The sequence below is a fragment of the Allobosea sp. P2_B12 genome (assembly GCF_056404835.1).
Genome location: NZ_JBFUDG010000005.1, coordinates 313,610 through 331,952, shown reverse-complemented (window position 1 = coordinate 331,952; position 18,343 = coordinate 313,610). Strand labels below are relative to the sequence as shown.

The 18,343-nt window shown below is 67.7% G+C and carries 14 protein-coding genes; 6 read left to right on the top strand and 8 right to left on the bottom strand.

Translation table 11 applies throughout. From position 1 onward, the window contains the following. Positions 1-6 precede the first annotated feature (6 nt). Positions 7-972 (bottom strand): tripartite tricarboxylate transporter substrate-binding protein, encoded by a 966-nt coding sequence (locus tag AC1DYU_RS15120; RefSeq protein WP_476792340.1) that lies wholly within the window; start codon positions 970-972, stop codon positions 7-9. Positions 973-1,104: 132 nt separating this feature from the next. Between AC1DYU_RS15120 and AC1DYU_RS15115 the strand changes: the two genes are divergently transcribed. From AC1DYU_RS15115 to AC1DYU_RS15100, 4 genes are all read left to right on the top strand, one after another. Further along, on the top strand, positions 1,105-2,010 hold the full coding sequence (locus tag AC1DYU_RS15115; RefSeq protein WP_476792339.1) for a LysR family transcriptional regulator: 906 nt from the start codon (positions 1,105-1,107) through the stop codon (positions 2,008-2,010). Positions 2,011-2,217: 207 nt separating this feature from the next. Next, entirely contained in the window at positions 2,218-4,347 is a 2,130-nt protein-coding gene (locus AC1DYU_RS15110; RefSeq protein WP_476792338.1) for a hydantoinase/oxoprolinase family protein, read from the top strand. Continuing rightward, positions 4,344-6,005 (top strand): hydantoinase B/oxoprolinase family protein, encoded by a 1,662-nt coding sequence (locus tag AC1DYU_RS15105; RefSeq protein WP_476792337.1) that lies wholly within the window; start codon positions 4,344-4,346, stop codon positions 6,003-6,005. The genes AC1DYU_RS15110 and AC1DYU_RS15105 overlap by 4 nt, the downstream gene beginning before the upstream one ends. Before the next feature lie 83 nt (positions 6,006-6,088). Next, positions 6,089-7,468 (top strand): aminotransferase-like domain-containing protein, encoded by a 1,380-nt coding sequence (locus AC1DYU_RS15100; protein ID WP_476792336.1) that lies wholly within the window; start codon positions 6,089-6,091, stop codon positions 7,466-7,468. 7 nt (positions 7,469-7,475) lie between these two features. Here the strand turns inward: AC1DYU_RS15100 and AC1DYU_RS15095 are convergent, their stop codons facing one another. The 5 genes from AC1DYU_RS15095 to AC1DYU_RS15075 form a co-directional block, all read right to left on the bottom strand. After that, positions 7,476-7,877 carry a DUF983 domain-containing protein gene (locus AC1DYU_RS15095; RefSeq protein ID WP_158487050.1) on the bottom strand — a complete coding sequence of 134 codons (402 nt, stop codon included), beginning with the start codon at positions 7,875-7,877 and terminating at the stop codon, positions 7,476-7,478. Between the two features lie 137 nt (positions 7,878-8,014). After that, positions 8,015-9,412 carry a dihydrolipoyl dehydrogenase gene (gene lpdA, locus AC1DYU_RS15090; protein ID WP_476792335.1) on the bottom strand — a complete coding sequence of 466 codons (1,398 nt, stop codon included), beginning with the start codon at positions 9,410-9,412 and terminating at the stop codon, positions 8,015-8,017. A gap of 15 nt (positions 9,413-9,427) precedes the next feature. Beyond that, on the bottom strand, positions 9,428-10,738 hold the full coding sequence (locus AC1DYU_RS15085; protein WP_476792334.1) for a dihydrolipoamide acetyltransferase family protein: 1,311 nt from the start codon (positions 10,736-10,738) through the stop codon (positions 9,428-9,430). Next, a complete protein-coding gene (locus AC1DYU_RS15080) occupies positions 10,738-11,754 on the bottom strand; it encodes an alpha-ketoacid dehydrogenase subunit beta (RefSeq protein ID WP_476792333.1) in 1,017 nt (338 codons plus the stop codon). The genes AC1DYU_RS15085 and AC1DYU_RS15080 overlap by 1 nt, the downstream gene beginning before the upstream one ends. A 4-nt stretch (positions 11,755-11,758) precedes the next feature. Further along, complete coding sequence (locus tag AC1DYU_RS15075) at positions 11,759-13,021, bottom strand: thiamine pyrophosphate-dependent enzyme (RefSeq protein WP_476792332.1); 1,263 nt, start codon at positions 13,019-13,021, stop codon at positions 11,759-11,761. A 247-nt stretch (positions 13,022-13,268) separates the two neighbouring features. On the opposite strand from AC1DYU_RS15075, the gene AC1DYU_RS15070 reads away from it, so the two are divergent. After that, positions 13,269-13,769, top strand: coding sequence for an Lrp/AsnC family transcriptional regulator (locus AC1DYU_RS15070; RefSeq protein ID WP_476792331.1), 501 nt, complete (start codon positions 13,269-13,271; stop codon positions 13,767-13,769). 164 nt (positions 13,770-13,933) lie between these two features. Here AC1DYU_RS15070 and phnN read toward each other — a convergent pair whose 3' ends face one another. Together phnN and nadC are read right to left on the bottom strand one after the other, a co-directional pair. Then, the gene (gene phnN / locus AC1DYU_RS15065) at positions 13,934-16,015 is read right to left on the bottom strand and encodes a phosphonate metabolism protein/1,5-bisphosphokinase (PRPP-forming) PhnN (protein WP_476792330.1); all 2,082 of its coding nucleotides are present in this window, start codon (positions 16,013-16,015) and stop codon (positions 13,934-13,936) included. Between the two features lie 15 nt (positions 16,016-16,030). Beyond that, positions 16,031-16,864 (bottom strand): carboxylating nicotinate-nucleotide diphosphorylase, encoded by an 834-nt coding sequence (gene nadC / locus AC1DYU_RS15060; protein ID WP_476792329.1) that lies wholly within the window; start codon positions 16,862-16,864, stop codon positions 16,031-16,033. A 478-nt stretch (positions 16,865-17,342) separates the two neighbouring features. On the opposite strand from nadC, the gene AC1DYU_RS15055 reads away from it, so the two are divergent. Beyond that, positions 17,343-18,326, top strand: coding sequence for a TAXI family TRAP transporter solute-binding subunit (locus AC1DYU_RS15055; protein ID WP_476792328.1), 984 nt, complete (start codon positions 17,343-17,345; stop codon positions 18,324-18,326). The last annotated feature ends 17 nt before the right edge of the window (positions 18,327-18,343 follow it).

Below are 18,343 nucleotides of genomic sequence, written 5' to 3'. Positions count from 1 at the left end.
GGAAAGTCAGTCGGCGTATTGGCCGGCTGCGTTGATCAGCGGCCGCCAGCGCTCGATGTCGCTCTTGAGCGTCGCGGCGAGGGCGGCGGGCGTGGCCTTGGTCGGCGTCGGATCCGTGGCGATATCGGCGAAACGCTTGACCAGTGTCGGGTCGCGAAGGGCCTCACCCAGTGCCTTGGACAGAATCTGGACGATCGCGTCGGGCGTCTTGGCCGGAACGTAGAGACCGTGCCAGACACTGATCTCAAGACCGTTCACGCCGCCTTCGGCGGCCGTCGGCACCGTCGGCATCGAGGGCAGGCGGCTGGCGCTGGTTACGGCATAGGCCTTGACGCTGTTGGACTGGACCTGGGGCGCCGCCGTCGTCGCTTGCTCGCAGCCGAGATCGACCTGCTTGCCGGTCAGCGCCTGGAGCACGGGGCCGCCGCCCCGGAAGGGCACCACCGTCATCTGCTTCTGGAGCTGCGACATGAGCAGCATGCCGCAGAGCTGGGAGGCCGCGCCGAGCCCGGCATGAGCGAAGGTGATCTGGTCGCCGCGCTTGCGGATATCGGCCGCGAGCTCGGCCATCGTGGCAGCGGCGTAATCCGGCCGTGCGATGATCGCCATGTTGGCATCCGAGACCACGCCGACAGGCTTCAGATCGCTCGTCGGATCGAAGGCGAGCTTGCGATAGAGCGTGACGGCGGTCGCAAGCCCAAGATGGTGCAGCAGCAACGTGTGACCGTCAGGGTCCGCGCGGACGGCGCGGAGGCTGCCTGTCGTCCCGCCGGCACCCGCGATGTTCTCAACGATGATCGACTGGCCAAGCAGGCGGCTCATGTTTTCGGCCGTGACGCGCGCCACCGTGTCGGTCGGACCGCCGGCCGCGAATGGAACGATCATCGTGATCGGCCGCTTGGGGAAATCCTGCGCCTGAGCAGGAAAAGAAGCGAAGAGAGCCACGACGGACGCCAAGAGACTTGTGCGCATTCCATATCCTCCCCGATTTATCGTTGGCCGGATCATAGGAAATCCGCGCAGCTTGTCAGCCATCGCAGGAATGGTCATTTTTCATGCGAGGCGTTCCCATTTGAGATGCCTGTGTCGACTTGGAAATGACCCATGCGAAGCTTCGATCCGGTCTCGCTGCGGCTCTTCATCGCGGTCTGCGAGGAGCGCAATATCGCCACCGCAGCGAGGCGGGAGGCGATCGTGCCCTCGGCGGTCAGCAAGCGCATCAGCCAGATGGAAGCTGAGGCGGGCGTCGCGTTGCTGGAGCGTGGCCGTCGCGGTGTTTCGCCGACGCCGGCGGGCGAGACGCTGTGGCGCTATGCGCGCGAATCGCTGCTGCTGCTCGACCGCATGAAGGCCGAGCTCGGCGCCTTTGCCGATGGCGTCCAGGGCCATGTCCGCGTCTTCGGCAGCAAATCGGCCGTGGCGCAGGTCCTGCCACGGGATATCGGCCTCTTCGCCAAGCGCTATCGCGATGTCCGCGTCAGCCTGGAGGAGCGCGAGATCTGGGAGGTGGTGCGCGGCGTCGAGGAAGGGCGGGCTGATATCGGCGTCTGCTGGGATGCGGTCGATCTCGGGAGCCTCAGCACCCTGCCCTATCATGGCGACCATCTCGCCATCGTCGTGCATCCCGACCATCCGCTGGCCGGACGGGAGATGGTCTCCTTCGAGGATACGATCGACTACGAGCATGTCGATATCGTCGCCCGTAGCATCATGAAGACGACGCAGCGCAACGCGGCCGCAGCAGTCGGCAAGCAGATGCGCTACCGCATCCAGGTCTCGACGGTCGATGCCGCCTACCGCGTCGTCGCGGCCCAGCTCGCGCTTGCGATCGTGCCGCGCGAGGAAGCCGGCCCGATCCAGCAGGCGCTCGGGCTCGCGGTCATTCCGCTGAGCGACGCCTGGGCGAAGCGCCGCTTCGTCGTCGCCACGCGGCCGGACGGGTTGAGCCGGCCGGCGCAACTGCTGGTGCAGAGCCTGCGCGACTCGGCTGTGCAGGCCCTCACGTCCTGAGCCGGCAGCACCATGGCCGTTCACGCCACGGCTGCCCAACCGCCGGGCAGAATTGCGGCCGATCGCCCAAAGCGACAGCGCCCGCCGGATTGACAGTCGGGGGTCAGCTGCGCAGGCTCGGCCCTGTCGGCAACCATGCCGGGCTTGGCGGGGATTGCTGGATATGCAGGTCGCGGACGGGGTGATCGTGGGTTTGCGCGCCCGGGCATGAGCGGATCGCCAGCCTCCCCTCTCGCCGGGCACGCCGCGGGTCGCTTGCGGCTCGGCGTCGATATCGGCGGCACCTTCACCGATTTCGCGCTGGTCGATGGCGCCGGTCGCCGCGTTGGCGTCCACAAGCAGCTGACCACGCCGAAGGACCCGTCCTTTGCCGTACTGGAGGGCACGCGGCGGATTCTGGCTGAGACCGGGATCGCGCTCGCGGAGCTGAGCGAGATCGTGCACGGCACGACGCTGGTGACGAATGCGCTGATCGAGCGGCGCGGCGCCCGTACCGGCATGCTGGTGACGGAAGGGTTCCGCGACCTCTTCGATATCGGCAAGGAGCAGCGCTACGATTTGTTCGACATGCGGTTGCTGTTTGCCGAGCCGCTGGTTGAGCGCGCCCATCGCGCCGAGGTGCCCGAGCGCCTGCGCCATGATGGCTGCGTGCTGACGCCGCTCGACGAGGATGCCGTGCGCGAGGCCGTGACCCGGCTGGTCGAGCAGGAGGGCATCGAGGCGCTGGCGATCTGCTACCTGCACGCCTATGCCAACGACGCCCATGAGGTGCGCAGTCGCGAGATCGCGCAGGCGCTCTATCCTCAGCTCCACATCTCGCATTCGGCCGACGTCTTTCCCTATCGGCGCGAATTCGAGCGCTGGACCACGACCTGCGCCAATGCCCATGCGCAGCCGCTGGTCGATAGCTATCTATCGCGGCTGGAGGATGGGCTCGCCGCGATGGGCTTTGGCGGGCGGCTCTGGGTCATCGGCTCCAGCGGCGGGCTGATGACGCCGCAGACGGCGCGGCGCTATCCGGTTCGCCTGCTCGAATCCGGTCCTGCCGCCGGCGTGCTGATGTCGGCGCGCTTCGGCGTCGAGAGCGGCCGCGACAGCATCCTGTCCTTCGATCTCGGCGGCACCACCGCCAAGGGCGCGCTGGTGCGGCAGGGCAAGCCGTTGCGCAGCTACACCTTCGAGGCAGCGCACGCCTATGAATACCGCAGCGGCAGCGGGTTGCTGCTGCAGATCCCGGTGATCGACATGACCGAGATCGGCGCCGGCGGCGGCAGCATCGTCTCGCTCGATGCGCTCGGCCGCATGCGCGTCGGCCCGCGCAGCGCCGGGGCCGATCCGGGGCCGGCCTGCTATGGCCGGAGCGGAACCCAGCCGACGCTGACCGACGCCAATCTCGTGCTCGGCTATCTCGACAGCGGCTCCTTCCTCGGCGGGCGGATGGCGCTCGATGTCGAGGCTGCCAAGAGAGCGATCGCGGACGGAGTCGGCACGGCGCTAGGGCTTTCGCTGGAGCGCGCCGCCTGGGGCATCCACGACATCGCCAATGAGGACATCGCCCGGGCCTTCCGGATGCACGCGACCGAGCGCGGCTTCGACTATCGGAACTGCAGCATGGTCGCTTTCGGCGGCGGCGGGCCGATCCATGCCGCGCGCATCGCCCGCAAGCTCAGAGTACCCCGCGTGATCTTCCCGGCCGGCGCGGGCGTGATGTCGGCCTTCGGCATGCTGTCGGGTGCGCAGTCCTTCGAGACGATGCGGGCCTTCCCGCGCCGGCTCGACCATCTGGCGCAGGACGAGATCGCGACGGTGCTGGGCGAACTCGAGGCCGAGGCCGCGGCGCCGCTGCTGGCCTGCGGCGTGCTGCCATCGCAGATCGCCCGCGAGCGGCGGGTCGACATGCGCTATCTCGGCCAAGGCCATGATATCGAGGTGCCGCTTCCAGCCTATGCCTCGCCTTCGGAGCTGCTGCATCTGCTGCCCGGCCTCTTCGCCGCGCGCTATCGCGAGATCTTCCACGCCAATTTGCCTGGCCCGATCGAGATCGTCGGCTGGAAGGTCGAGGCCAGCGGGCCGGCTCCAGAGCGTTTCATGACCTCGCCGGATGCCGCCGGTTCGAGCGGGAGTTCGATCAAGCGCGAACGGGCGGCCTGGTTCCCGATCCTCGGCGGCTATGTCACCTGCCCGGTGCATGAGCGCCTGTCCCTCTCGCCGGGCATGACGATCACCGGACCGGCGCTGATCGAGGAGCCGGAATCGACCTGCCTGCTCGATGCCGGCGATGTCGCGGTGGTCGATGAGCGCTACAACCTCGTCGCCGAAATCGGAGCCGCATCATGACGGCGCGCGCGCTCGATCCGGTCGATATCGCCATCGGCTGGGATCGGCTGATCTCGATCGTTGACGAGGGCGCCGCCGCCCTGATCCGCACTTCGTTCTCGACGCTGGTGCGCGAGGGGCTCGACCTGTCGGTAATGCTGTTCGACGCGCGTGGCCGGATGATCGCGCAGAGCACGAAATGCATTCCTGTCTTCATCGGCACCGCCCCGGTGACCATGGCGGCGATGCTGGCCAAGCACCCGCCGCAGACGCTCCGGCCCGGCGATGTCGTCGTCTCGAACGATCCGGTGATCGGCACCGGGCATATGTTCGACATCGCGGTGATGCGGCCGATCTTCCGGGGCGATGCGATCATTGCCTATACGATGAGCATCACCCATCTGCCCGATATCGGCGGCATGGGCTTTTCGGCAGCGGCGACGGAGATCTACCATGAGGGCCTGCGGCTGCCGATCTGGAAGCTGTTCGACGCCGGCCGACGCGACGAGAACCTGATCGACCTGATCGCGCTGAATGTGCGCGTGCCCGACCAGGTGCTCGGCGACATCATGGCCAATGTCAGTTGCATCGAGATCGTCGGGCGGCAGCTCCTCGATTTCATGGGCGAGGCCGGGCTCGACAGCCTCGCGCCGATCGCCGATGCGATCCTCTCGCAGACGGAAGCGGCGGTGCGTGCGGCGCTCGCCGCCATTCCAGACGGCATTTATGCCAACGCACTCGATGTCGAGGCGCTGGACGAGGTGCGCCGGCTCTGCTGCCGGATCGAGAAGCGCGGCGACACGGTTTCGATCGATTTCGCGGGGACGGGCCCCTGCGTGCGGGCCGGCATCAATGTGCCGTTCTCCTATACGAAGTCGATGGCGCTCTACACGCTGAAATGCGTCGCGACACCGAAGCTGCCCAATAATGACGGAGCGACCGCACCGATCACGGTTTCGGCGCCGGCCGATTGCATCCTGAACGCCGTGCCGCCCGCCCCCTCGGCCGGACGGCACACGATCGGCCATTTCATCATGCCGCTGCTGTTCGGCGCGCTGGCCGAGATCGTGCCCGAGCGCGTCACGGCCGACAGCGGTTTGATCAACATGATGACGTTCCAGGGCCGGCTGCCCGACGGCACGCCGGCGACGACCGGCTATTTCGCAGCCGGCGGGTTCGGGGCGCTGAGCGGGCTCGACGGCCGGCCGACGACGCCGGGCTCGTCCAATATGGGCAGCACGCCGACCGAGATCTTCGAGCCGCTGAGCGGATTGCTGATCGAGCGCAAGGCGCTGCGGCCCGATTCCGGCGGCGCCGGCCAGTTCCGTGGCGGGCCAGGGCAGGATGTCGTGATGCGCAATGACAGCGGCCATCCGCTGACGCTGTTCTCGATGGCGAACCGGACGCAGTTTCCGGCGCTCGGCATCGCCGGCGGACTCCCGGGCGCGCGGCGCGAGCATCTCGTCAATGGCGAGGCGATCGCGGCGCAAGGCCGTCACGAACTTGCGCCCGGCGACCGGCTGACGCTCCGGGAGGCGGGTGGAGCGGGCTTCGGGCCGCCATCGGCACGGCCACGCGCGCTGATCGAGGACGACATCCGGCGCGGCTTTGCGACGCGCGAAGGGGTGGCGCGCGACTATGGCGCTGAAGGCGTCGGCATCGACTCTGACAAGGCATAGGCATCAGGCTTCCCGACAGCTTGCCCGCCTGACCAATCCGGACAATATAGCCGCGTGTATGGCAATTGCCGGGGCTTTCTGGAATGGCGCAGGGCGACAGCATCGCATGGATCGGCCGGCTCGATCCGGCCGGGGGACCGCGCTATCTCCAGATCGCCGACCGGATCACGCAGGCCGTCGCAGCCGGGACGCTACGGCCCGGCGACCGGCTGCCGCCGCAGCGCCGGCTGGCGGATCTGCTCGATGTCGACCTGACCACGGTGACGCGGGCCTATGCCGAGGCGCGGCAGCGCAATCTGCTTGATGCCGTGACGGGGCGCGGTTCCTTCATTGCGGCACAGCCGGAAGCCTCGGGTCCTCCCATCGATCTCAGCATGAACATCCCGCCCGCGCCCAAGGGCGTGCGACTGGCCGAACTGATGCAGCGTGGCATCGCCGAGGTGCTGGCGCGCGCAAGCGCCGACCGGCTGATGACCTATCATGTCGGTCCGGGCTCGCTGTCCGACCGGGCGGCCGGCTGCGCCTGGCTCGAACCCGTTCTGGGACGCATCGAGCCGCAACGGCTGATCGTCGCACCCGGCGCGCAGCCGGCGCTGCTCGCACTGCTGACGGTGCTGGCGCAACCCGGCGAGGCCGTGCTGTGCGAGCCGCTGACCTATCCGGGGTTGCTGGCCGCCGCCCGGCAGCGGGGTTTGCGACCCGTGCCGGTCGCCAGCGACGAAGACGGACCGCGCCCCGATGCGCTCGAAGCCGCCATCCGCACGCAGGGCGCGAAGCTGCTCTGCCTGACCCCGACGATCCAGAATCCGACGGCCATCACCATGCCATTGGAGCGCCGACAGCAGATCGTCGCGATCGCAAGGGCGCATGGGCTCTCCATCATTGAGGACGACCCCTACAGCCTGCTCGCTTTGGATGCGCCAACTGCCATCGCCGCGCTGGCGCCGGAGCGGACCCATCATGTCGCGACGCTGTCGAAGACGCTGACGCCCGGCTTGCGCACGGCGTTTATCGTCGTGCCCAGCGGCACGAGCCCCGACGCGCTGGTCCAGGCGCTGCGTGCGATCACGCTGATGCCGGCGCCGCTGATGACGGCGCTGGCGACCCACTGGATCAGGGTCGGCGCGGCAGGCGACCTGCTCGACGGGGTGCGCCGGGAAGCTACGGCCCGGCAGTCGCTGGCGCGCGCGATCCTGCCGCCGTCAGGCCGCAGCCATCCCAATGGCTTGCATATCTGGCAGCCGTTGCCGGCGCATTGGGACCGTCACCGCCTGATCGAGGCGGCGCGCCGCGCCGGGTTGGGGGTGACGCCGTCGGATGCGTTCAGCGTCGAGGGTCGGGCGCCGGATGCGGTGCGGATTTCGCTTGGTGGCGTGCCGGATCGGGCCCGCCTCGGCGAGGCGCTGAAGACGCTCGCCGCGATCATCGGCGATGAGCGCGTGGCGGATCACGCCGTCGTTTGAGGCTGGGTCAGCCTTCCGGCTTGTCGCGCTCCTTCGGCCGGGCGAGACGCCCCTCCTCGGCCTTGTGGAAGAACTGCGCCGCGACGAGCCAGCCCTTGAGCGGCTGCAGCGGCGGAATGCAGGTCAGCAGGATCAACGGCAGCGTGGTGACGAGATGCACCCAGGTCGGCGGGTTATAATTCAGCTCGAGCCAAAGCGGGAAAGCCGCCGCCGGCACGCAAACGAACATCATGACGAAGAAGGCCGGACCATCGGCCGGATCGGCGAAGGAATAATCCAGCCCGCAGACCTCGCAGGACGGGCGCAGCTTCAGGAAGCCCTGAAACAGATGGCCCTTGCCGCAGCGCGGGCAGCGGCCTCGCAGACCGGTCTGCAGCGGCGAGAGTGGCGGCCAGTGCTCGCCCGACATGACGGTCTCCCGAAAGCGCGCCGCATCATCGGCGCCCGCTTCACATGGGAGCGAATGAAGACAATGTCAATATTGTATGTATGACATGTGGAGGCTTCAGCCGCATCTGGAACCATAGCCGAGCGACGTCCGACCCGTCAGATGTGGATGGCGTGGCCGAGCGCCTTGAGCGCAGCCTCCTGGAAGCCTTCGCCGAGCGTCGGATGGGCGTGGATCGTGCCCGCCACGTCTTCCAGCGTCGCGCCCATCTCGATGGCGAGGCCGAAGGCGGTGGAGAGCTCGGAAACACCGGCGCCGACCGCCTGGATGCCGAGCACGAGCTGCGTCTCGGGATGAGCGACGATGCGGACGAAGCCCTGCTCGCCATCACGCGTCATCGCCCGGCCATTGGCGGCGAAGGGGAACTGCCCGATCTTGACGTCCAGCCCGGCGCGCTTGGCGTCATCGGGGGACAGCCCCGCCGAGACGATCTCGGGATGGGTGAAGCAGATCGCCGGGATGCAGCGCTTGTCCCAGGCGCGCGGCAAACCGGCTGCGATCTCGGCGACCATCTCGCCCTGGGCCATGGCGCGGTGGGCCAGCATCGGCTCGCCGGTGACGTCGCCGATCGCGTGGATGCCGCGCATCGCGGTTTCGCAGCGCTCATTGATGCGGATGAAGCGGCCATCCATGTCGAGCACCAGCTCTTCCAGCCCGAGGCTGGCCGTGGCCGGTGCGCGACCGACGGTCACAAGGATCTTGTCGGCGGCGATGCGGCGTTCCTGCCCGTCCGCTGTCTCGACCAGCAGGGCGTCGCCGTTGGGCGTGGCGCCGCGTGCCTTGGCGCCGAGCAGGACTTCGACGCCGAGCGCTGTGAGCTGCTTGGCCACCGGCGCAGTCAGTTCGGCATCATAGAGCGGCAGGATGCGCTCCTGTGCTTCGACAACCGTGACCTTGCTGCCGAGCCTTGCGAAGGCAATGCCGAGTTCGAGCCCGATATAGCCGCCGCCGACAACGGCGAGCTTCTTCGGCACCTCGGCCAGCGACAGCGCTTCCGTCGAGGAGATCACGGCGCCGCCGAAAGGCAGGAAGGGCAGTTCGACCGGGACCGAGCCGGTCGCGATGACGATCCTCTCGGCTCGTATGACTTTGGGACCGGTCTCGGTCTCGACCACGACGGTCTTGCCGTCGCGGAAGCGGGCGCGGCCATGGACGATCTTGACCCTGGCCTTGCGCAGCAGGGCAGCGACGCCGTTGTTGAGGCGCGCGACGATGCCGTCTTTCCAGGCCACCGCCTTGCCGAAATCGAGCGCGGGCGCGCCTGCCGTCAGGCCGAAAGGCGTCTTGCCGGCCGCAGCATGGGCCGCCTTCTCGAACTCCTCGGCGACATGGATCATCGCCTTGGAGGGGATGCAGCCGACATTGAGGCAGGTGCCGCCGAGCTTCACGCTCTCGACGATGACGGTGTCGATGCCGAGCTGGCCGGCGCGAATGGCACAGACATAGCCGCCGGGGCCGGCGCCGATGACGAGCAGCTTGCAGATGATCTCGGTCATGATGCGTTTCCGGGCTCAGACATCGACGAACAGCAGCGCCGGGTTCTCCAGCAACTCCTTGAGGCGCTGCACGAAGACCGCCGCGTCCCAGCCATCGACGACGCGATGGTCGAAGCTCGACGAGAGGTTCATCATCTTGCGCGGCACGAAGGTCGTGCCGTCCCAGACCGGGCGGATCATCATCTTGTTGACGCCGACGATGGCGACCTCGGGATGGTTGATCACCGGCGTGGTGGCGATGCCGCCGAGCGCGCCGAGCGAGGTGATGGTAATCGTCGAGCCGGTGAGCTCCTCACGGGTGGCCGTGCCGTCGCGGGCGCGCTCGGCGATGCGGTTGAGTTCGAGCGCGCAGCCAAAGATGTCGCGGGCCTCGGCATGTTTCACGACCGGGACCATCAGCCCGCCCGTCGTCTGCGTGGCGATGCCGAGATGGATGCCGGCATGCTGGTGGACGACACCGGCCTCGTCGTCGAAGAGCGCGTTCAGGTTCGGCTGCTCGGCCAGCGCCTTGACCATGGCGCGCATCAGGAAGGGCAGCAGCGTCAGCTTCGGCCGTTCCGCCGTCGGCTTCTTGTTGAGCGTGGCGCGCAGATCTTCCAGCGGGGAGACATTGACCTCCTCGACGATGGTGATGTGCGGGATGCGCGATTTCGACAGCGCCATCTTCTCGGCAACGCGACGGCGCAGCCCGACGATCTTGACGTCGGTGACGCCTGATTTCTCGGACAGGCCGGGTTTGCGCTCGGCCTCGGGGCCGCGCAGCAGGAAGGCGTCGAGATCCTCATGCAGGATGCGTCCGGCCGGGCCGGTTCCGGCGATCTGGCGCAGATCGATGCCGGCCTCGCGCGCCTTCAGGCGCACGGCCGGCGAGGCGACCGGCTTTTCGCCCGGCGCGCGCCTTGGTGCGGGGACAGCGGCAGCCTGTGGCGGGGCGGTGCGCTTGGGGACGGGGGTCGGCATCGCGACGGGGGCAGCAGCAACTGCAGGTTCGGTCGCCTTTGGCTTCGCGGGAACGGGCTTGGCGGGAGCGGGTTTCGGTGCCGGCTCCGGCTCGGCGTCCGGCTCCTCAGCGGCAGGCGCATCGCCGGCGATCTTCAGGCGCACGATGGCGGAGCCGATCGCGACGGTGTCGCCGATCTCGGCGCCGATCCAGAGCACTTCGCCGTCGATCGGCGCGGGTATCTCGACGGTGGCCTTGTCGGTCATCACGGCGGCGAGCAGGTCGTCCTCGCGCACGATGTCGCCGACCTTGACGTGCCATTCGACCAGCTCGGCCTCGGCGATGCCCTCGCCGACATCGGGCAGCTTGATGATGCGCTCGGCCATCAGCGGCTCTCCATCAGCTCGGTGAGCGCCCGGCCGACGCGATCGGGGCCGGGGAAATAGGCCCATTCCTGCGCATGCGGATAGGGCGTGTCCCAGCCGGCGACGCGGGCGACGGGCGCCTCCAGATGGTAGAAGCAATGCTCCTGAACCAGGGCGGCCAGTTCGGCGCCGAAGCCCGAGGTCAGCGTCGCCTCGTGCAGCACCATGCAGCGCCCGGTCTTGGACACCGAGGCGACGATGGTCTCGAGATCGAGCGGGACCAGCGTCCTGAGATCGATGACCTCGGCGTCGATGCCGGTCTCCTCGGCCACGGCTTCAGCGACATGGACCATGGTGCCATAGGTGACGATCGTGCAGGCTGAACCCTCGCGGCGGATCGCGGCCTTGCCGAGCGGCAGCGCGTAATGCTCTTCGGGCACCTCGCCGAGATCATGCTTCGACCAGGGTGTGACGGGTCGGTCGTGGTGGCCGTCGAAGGGGCCGTTATAGAGCCGCTTCGGCTCGAGGAAGATCACCGGGTCGGGATCCTCGATCGCCGCGATCAGCAACCCCTTGGCGTCATAGGGGTTCGACGGCACCACCGTCTTCAGGCCCGAGACATGGGTGAAGAGAGCTTCGGGGCTCTGGCTGTGGGTCTGACCGCCGAAGATGCCGCCGCCGGTGGGCATGCGGATCACGATCGGGCAGGTGAAATCGCCATTCGAACGGTAGCGCAGCCGCGCGGCTTCCGAGACGATCTGGTCATAGGCCGGATACATATAGTCGGCGAACTGGATCTCGACGCAGGGGCGCAGGCCATAGGCCGCCATGCCGACCGCCGTGCCGACGATGCCGAGCTCGCTGATCGGCGCGTCGAAGCAGCGGTTGACGCCGTATTTCTGCTGCAGGCCATGGGTGCAGCGGAAGACGCCGCCGAAGAAGCCGACATCCTCGCCATAGACCACGACATTCTCGTCGCGGCCCATCGAGACATCCATGGCGGAGCGGATCGCCTCGATCATCGTCATGCGGGCCATCGCGTCAGACTCCGATCTGCTGGCGCTGGCGGCGCAGATGCGGCGGCATCTCGGCATAGACGCCCTCGAAGATGTCGCGCGCCGAGGGCTTGCCGCCCGAATGCAGCGTGCCGAAGCTCTCGGCCTCCTTCTGCGCCGCGATCACGGTGGCGAGGATCTCAGCTTCGGCCTGGGTGTGGCGCTCCTGCGACCAGGCGCCGATGCCGATCAGATGGTCCTTCAGCCGCACCAGCGGATCGCCCAGCGGCCAGCCATCCGATTCCGCCTTTGGGCGGTAGGCCGAAGGGTCATCGGAGGTGGAATGGGCGCCGGCGCGGTAGGTGACGTATTCGACCAGCGTGGGCCCAAGATTGCGCCGCGCCCGCTCGATCGCCCATTGCGCCACGGCATAGACGGCAAGGTAGTCATTGCCATCGACGCGCAGGGCCGGGATGCCGAAGCCCAGCCCGCGTGCCGCAAAGGTGGCGGAGTTGCCGCGCGCAATGCCCTGGAAGGTCGAGATCGCCCACTGGTTGTTGACGACGTTGAGGACGACGGGCGCCTTGTAGGTCGAGGCGAAGACCAGGGCTGCGTGGAAATCGGGCTCCGCAGTGGCACCGTCGCCGACCCAGGCGGCCGCGATCTTCGTGTCGCCCTTGATCGCCGAAGCCATGGCCCAGCCGACGGCCTGGACGAACTGCGTCGTCAAATTGCCGGAGATCGTGAAGAAGCCGTTCTCCTTGGAGGAGTACATGATCGGCAACTGCCGGCCCTTCAGCGGGTCGCGCTCGTTGGAGTAGATCTGGCACATCATGTCGACGAGCGGGTAGCCGCCGGCAATGAGCAAGCCGGCCTGCCGATAGGTCGGGAAATTCATGTCGCCGGGCGACAGCGCGATACGAAAGGCGGAGCTGACCGCCTCCTCGCCGGTGTGCTGCATGTAGAACGATGTCTTGCCCTGGCGCTGCGCCATCTGCATGCGCGCATCGAAGGAGCGCAGCGTCATCATGTTCCGCAAGCCGATGATCAGGTCGTCCTGGCCAAGATCGGGCGCCCACGGGCCGACCGCCTTGCCCTCCCCGTCGAGCACCCGGATGATCGAATAGGCGAGGTCGCGGATCTCGTCGGGCGCGACATCGACCGGCGGCCTGCGCACCGAGCCCGCCTCGGGGATCTCGACATTGGAGAAATCGGGCTGGCCGCCCGGCCGGCTTGCCGGCTCCGGCACATGAAAACGAAGCGGCGTGTCGGATGTCACGGTTTTGGAGGTCATCTTGTTGGAGGTCATGGGCCGCACTCCAGTCTTCCCACAGGCATCGCCTTGCTCCCCAGCATTCCGCCGTCCGGTCGCGACGGCAAGCCGTATCGTCGTCCCGGGGCCTTGGTTCCATGCCTGCCGAGCGGCGCAGAAACCTTTTCCCTCTTGGTCTCAGGCTAGCCCGGTCCGCGAAAAGAATTCTATCGAAAATGGTTGCGTTCGGAACCGTCCGCAGAAATAACATCCGCCAATCAGGATTTATGCAGGATGATTTCCCGTGATACCGCGCAGCAAGCGATCGGACGAGCCCGATCAGACCGATCTGCGGATTCTCTCCGCCTTGCAGGAGGACGGCCGGCTGACCACGAATGCGCTGGCGGAGAAGGTCGGGCTGTCGCCCTCGCCCTGCTGGACGCGGGTCAAGCGGCTGGAGGAGAACGGGACGATCGAGAAATACGTCGCGGTGCTCGACCAGAAGGTGCTCGGCTTCACCAATGTGGTCTTCGTCGAGATCACGCTGGACAAGCATGACGACAAGATCCTCGACCATTTCGGCGAGGCGCTGACCCGGATTCCCGAGGTGGTCGAGGCCTATCTGGTCACCGGCGAATACGACTACCTCGTCAAGGTCGTGGTCAGCGGCACCGACCATTACCAGCGCTTCCTGCGCGAGACGCTCTACCGCATTCCCGGCATCCGCCAGACCCGCACGACTTTCGGGCTGCGGACGCTGAAGCGGGCGATCTCGATCGATCCGCTGAAGATGCCGAAGCCTTGAGGCTCAAGCAACGAATACAAGACCCCAGCTGCCCTTTCTGAGCCCTCATCCTGAGGAGCGCCGCAGGCGCGTCTCGAAGGATGTTCCAGCAAGCTCCGGAGACATCTGGAGCATCCTTCGAGACGCGGGCTTCGCCCGCTCCTCAGGATGAGGGCTGAATGGGATCAGTCGCCTGAGGGCAGGCGGACCTCATCTGCCAGCACGAAGCCGTCATCGCCGGCCGCCATGGCGACGGCGGCCTCCAGATCCGGCCCGGCCGAGGCGTGGATGGTGAAGAGGCCCTCGCCCACCGTCACATCGTCGCCGACGCGGCGCAGCAGGTCGATGCCGGCACTCTTGTCGAAAGGCGCACCAGCGCGGCGTGCGATGCCGGACATGCACCAGCCGTCGATCTCGCCGATCCGGCCCGCCCGCGCCGCCCGCACCGTATGGGTCAGCGCGGCCGGCCTCGGCACGACATCGCGCTTGCCTTGGGCTGCGACGATCGCATCCAGCGCCTGGCGGGCGGCGCCCGAGGCGAGCAGTTCGGCCGCCCGCGCACGGCCGTTCGCCAGCGTCGCGATCGCCGGGTCCCAGGACAGGATGCGCCCAGCGAAGGCGAGCGCCTTTTCGCGCAGATCGGAGGGTGCATCGGCATGGCCCTCCAGCACCCGGAGCACGTCGCGGACTTCCAGCGCCGGGCCGATGCCGCGCCCGATCGGCCCGGCGCCGCAGGTCGGGATGGCCTCGACATGCAAGCCGACGGCGCGGCCGACCGTCTCGAACAGCGCGCCCAGTTCCTGCGCTTCCGCCTGATTGCGCAGCTTCGCCCGCCGGCCATAGGGCAGGTCGACGACGACATGGGTCGAGCCTGCGGTCAGCTTCTTGGAGATGATCGAGGCGACCGACCAGCGGTTGGAATCGATGCCGAGCGGGCGCGTGATCGCGTTCATCACGTCGTCCACGGCGGAGTGGTTGAGGCGCCCGTTCCAGGCGATGCAGGCGCGGGCCTGCGCCACCGTGCGGCGGACCTCGTCCTGGGTGAGATCGACCTTGGCCAGCACCTCCATCGCATCGGCTGTGCCGGCCGCCGAGGTGATCGCCCGCGAGGAGGTCTTGGGCATGGCCAGCCCATGGGCGGCGGCGATCGGCGCCACGATCAATGTGATGCGGCTGCCGGGAATGCCGCCCATCGAATGCTTGTCGACCACGATCGGCTCGTCCCAGCGCAAGGGCGTCGAGAAGCCGGCGCGGACGCTGGCAAGCGCGCCGACTTCCGCATCGCTGAGCGAACGGGTCGCGGCGACGAGGAAGGCGGAGATCTCGCCTTCGGGATAGCGCCCTTCGACGATGTCGCGCAGCAGCATGGCGTATTCGCCGGCGCCGAGTTCGGCGCCCTGGATCTTGGCGCGCAGCGCGTCGCGGCTGTGCTGCGGCGGGGTGCGCGTCAGGGTGATCTCGCTGCCGGCGGGCAGGCCGAGCTGGGCGAAAGCCTCGCGCGACAGGCCGATCTCGTCGGGCTCGAGCAGCCAGCCGGGTTCGACGACGTTGACGCGGGCGCGGATGCTGCGGCGATCACCCGCCGTATCGGGCTGGCCGGCGACATCGACCTTGCCCGGCCCGTCGAAATCCTCGACGCCGAGCATGCTGTCGCGGGGCAGATAGGCGATGGTGTCGCGCCAGGCGTCGATCGGCACGGGCTTCAGCACGAGGCGGCGGGTGGCGCCGTCGATCGCGGCCAGGACATGCTCGACGCCTTCCTCGACCGTGCCGTTGTTCTCGACGACGAGCGTCTCGATGCCGGCAGGCCATTGCGGCGCCGCGCGGGCGAGACGGGCGGCGATGTCGTCCGCCGTCTCGCGGCCGCGCGAGGCCAGCCTTGCGGCAAGGATGGCCGGCGAGGCGGTGACTTTGATGATGATCAGGCGCGGGACCGCGCGCGCCAGCGTCTCCAGCACGGCGCGCGAGCCATTGGCGATGATGTGCCGGCCCTGCGCGAGCTCGTCGCGCAGCGAGGCGCGCAGGCCATAATGCAGGCCATGTGCATTCCATGAGACCAGAAGCCCGCCGGCGGCGGAGAGCGCGGCGAAGCCGGCCTCGTCGATCGCCTCGTGATCCTCCCCACCGGCATCGGCCGGGCGGGTGATCAGGCGGCGGGCGAAGCCGAAGCGGCCGCTCGCGGCCAGCGCAGCCCTTGCGCCGTCCATGAGCGTGTCCTTGCCGGCGCCGCTGGGGCCGACGACGACGAAAAGAATACCTGGCCGCATGGTCTTGGTGTCGCCTCAGGCCTCGTCGAGTCCGATATCGACCGCGGGGGCCGACTGGGTGATCTTGCTGGTCGAGATATAGTCGACGCCGGTCTCGGCGATAGCGCGGATCGTCTCGTAGCGGATGCCGCCCGAGGCCTCGATCTTGGCCCGGCCGGCGACGAAGGCGACCGCCTCCTTCATCTCGGGCACCGGCATGTTGTCGAGCATGATGACGTCGGCGCCGGCCGCGACCGCATCGCGGACCTGGTCCATCCGGTCGCATTCGACCTCGATCTTGGTCAGCACGGGCAGCTTCCTGCGGGCGCGCTCGACCGCCTGGGCGATGCCGCCGCAGACCGCGATGTGGTTGTCCTTGATCATCACACCGTTATCGAGCCCGAGGCGATGGTTGAGGCCGCCGCCGCAGGCGACCGCGTGCTTCTCGAGCATGCGGAGGCCGGGCGTGGTCTTGCGGGTGTCGATCAGCCGGGCCGAGGTGCCCTTGATGATGTCGACATAGCGCGCCGTTTCGGTCGCGATGCCCGAGAGGCGCTGGACGATGTTGAGCGCGGTGCGCTCGGCGGTGAGGATGCCCTGCGCCGGGCCCTCGACGATGATCAGCGTCGCGCCCGTCTCGACCCGGTCGCCATCGGCGGCCTCGACCTTGAGCGACAGCCGGGGCTCGTAGCGGTGGAAGATCGCGGCCGCGACCTCCATGCCGGCCAGCGTCATCGGCTCGCGGGCGTTCATGCGGAAGGCGCCGGTCTCGCTGGGCTCGATCATGAGCTGGACGGTCAGGTCGCAGGAGCCGATATCCTCCTGCAGCCAGAGGTCGATCAGCCGCTCGGTCTGGAAACGGTCATACATCCCTTGAGCCCCTGACACGCGCTCCCGCAGCCTTGGCGCGGGCTTCGCCATGGAGAGCGAATAGCATGGATGGCCCGTTTTCATTGCCGTTTGTGTACCAACGATGCGGACAGCACCCCGAGCTGTCAAGCAAGGAATAGATCAGGGAGACACCGATCTCAGGTGAACGATACAACTGCGCCGGAATACTGGCTGAACCCATGGTTGCAGCGCTTATTTCGCAAGCAATTGCTGCACTGCAAGCTGCGCGATTGAGCGGGAACCAGCATTGACAAGCCATATGTATACCAACAAACTTCCCATCGAGCTGCGCAGGGCTTTGCCCGACAAACAAGACATGCACGCGACGAAGCGGCTTGAAGCCGCCGGGGATAGACAGCTACGGCAGATTGCCGGGTGCGCATCGCGACCGGCGAGGTCATGGGTTTTGAGGCCCGTCATGCGGGCCATCTCTCGATACATGCCTGGGAGGGCAATCATGAAGAGACTGGCTATCGCATGCATCGTGGCGGCGGCGCTTGGACTCGGCGCGGGGCTCAGCCTGGCGCAGACGGCTCCCACCAGGAAGATCACCCTGACCGGCGGCTCGGTCGGCGGCGCCTGGAGCGCCATCGGCAATGCGATCGGCGAGACGATCCGGCGTGAATCGCCCGGCGCCTCCTTTGGCTACGAGCCCGGCCGCGAGGCCGCCAACATCCAGCTTGTCTCGACCGGCAAGGTCGAACTCGGCATCGCTCATGCGCAGCTGATCAAACGGGCGCAGGCGGGCGAGGATCCGTTCAAGACGCCCATCGCCAATCTGCGCGCCATCGCGCTGATCGACCCGCAGGCCGCGGTGCAGATCCTGGTTCGCGACGAGTCGGGCATCGACAGCTTCGAGACGATCCTCGCCAAGAAGATGCCGGTGCGTATCGCGCTGAACCAGCGCGGCACGCTGATGGCGGTGACCGGCGAGGAGGTCTTCAGGGCCTATGGCATCACTGCCAAGGACATCGAGGGCTGGGGCGGTCGCATCCACCATGTCGACTACAATGCCGGCCTGGAGATGATGAAGAACGGCCAGATCGACGTCATCATCAACATGCTCGCCTTCCCATCAGGCCAGATCAGCAGCGCGACCCGCGAGATGAAGGTCCGGATGCTGGGCATCAGCCCCGAAGTGAGCGCCAAGCTCGGCACGCTGCTCGGAACGGCGGCGATCACCGTTCCCGCCGGCACCTACGCGTTCCAACCGCAGGCGATCCCGACCGTCACCGGCAGCGTCGTGCTGTTTGCAGCCGCCGAGATGAAGAACGAGGATGCGGCGCTGATCGTCGACGGGATGCTGAAGCATTTCGGCTATCTCAAGCAGGCCCATGCCACGCTGGCCCGGCTGGAGCCGATCAATCTGACGGAGGTCGCGCCACTCGCTTTGCACCCCGGCGCCGAGATGGCCTTCCGGAAGGCCGGCGTCCTGAAGTGACGGTCGCCATTCCGCTC

Excerpts from the sequence above, each read along its gene's own strand:
- AC1DYU_RS15095 (WP_158487050.1), bottom strand. The coding sequence starts at position 7,877 with ATGTCGGGCGAGCACTGGCCGCCACTCTCGCCGCTGCAGACCGGTCTG.
- AC1DYU_RS15100 (WP_476792336.1), top strand. The coding sequence starts at position 6,089 with ATGGCGCAGGGCGACAGCATCGCATGGATCGGCCGGCTCGATCCGGCC.
- AC1DYU_RS15105 (WP_476792337.1), top strand. The coding sequence starts at position 4,344 with ATGACGGCGCGCGCGCTCGATCCGGTCGATATCGCCATCGGCTGGGAT.
- AC1DYU_RS15075 (WP_476792332.1), bottom strand. The coding sequence starts at position 13,021 with ATGACCTCCAACAAGATGACCTCCAAAACCGTGACATCCGACACGCCG.
- phnN (WP_476792330.1), bottom strand. The coding sequence starts at position 16,015 with ATGCGGCCAGGTATTCTTTTCGTCGTCGTCGGCCCCAGCGGCGCCGGC.
- AC1DYU_RS15085 (WP_476792334.1), bottom strand. The coding sequence starts at position 10,738 with ATGGCCGAGCGCATCATCAAGCTGCCCGATGTCGGCGAGGGCATCGCC.
- lpdA (WP_476792335.1), bottom strand. The coding sequence starts at position 9,412 with ATGACCGAGATCATCTGCAAGCTGCTCGTCATCGGCGCCGGCCCCGGC.
- AC1DYU_RS15080 (WP_476792333.1), bottom strand. The coding sequence starts at position 11,754 with ATGGCCCGCATGACGATGATCGAGGCGATCCGCTCCGCCATGGATGTC.
- AC1DYU_RS15115 (WP_476792339.1), top strand. The coding sequence starts at position 1,105 with ATGCGAAGCTTCGATCCGGTCTCGCTGCGGCTCTTCATCGCGGTCTGC.
- AC1DYU_RS15110 (WP_476792338.1), top strand. The coding sequence starts at position 2,218 with ATGAGCGGATCGCCAGCCTCCCCTCTCGCCGGGCACGCCGCGGGTCGC.
- nadC (WP_476792329.1), bottom strand. The coding sequence starts at position 16,864 with ATGTATGACCGTTTCCAGACCGAGCGGCTGATCGACCTCTGGCTGCAG.
- AC1DYU_RS15120 (WP_476792340.1), bottom strand. The coding sequence starts at position 972 with ATGCGCACAAGTCTCTTGGCGTCCGTCGTGGCTCTCTTCGCTTCTTTT.
- AC1DYU_RS15055 (WP_476792328.1), top strand. The coding sequence starts at position 17,343 with ATGAAGAGACTGGCTATCGCATGCATCGTGGCGGCGGCGCTTGGACTC.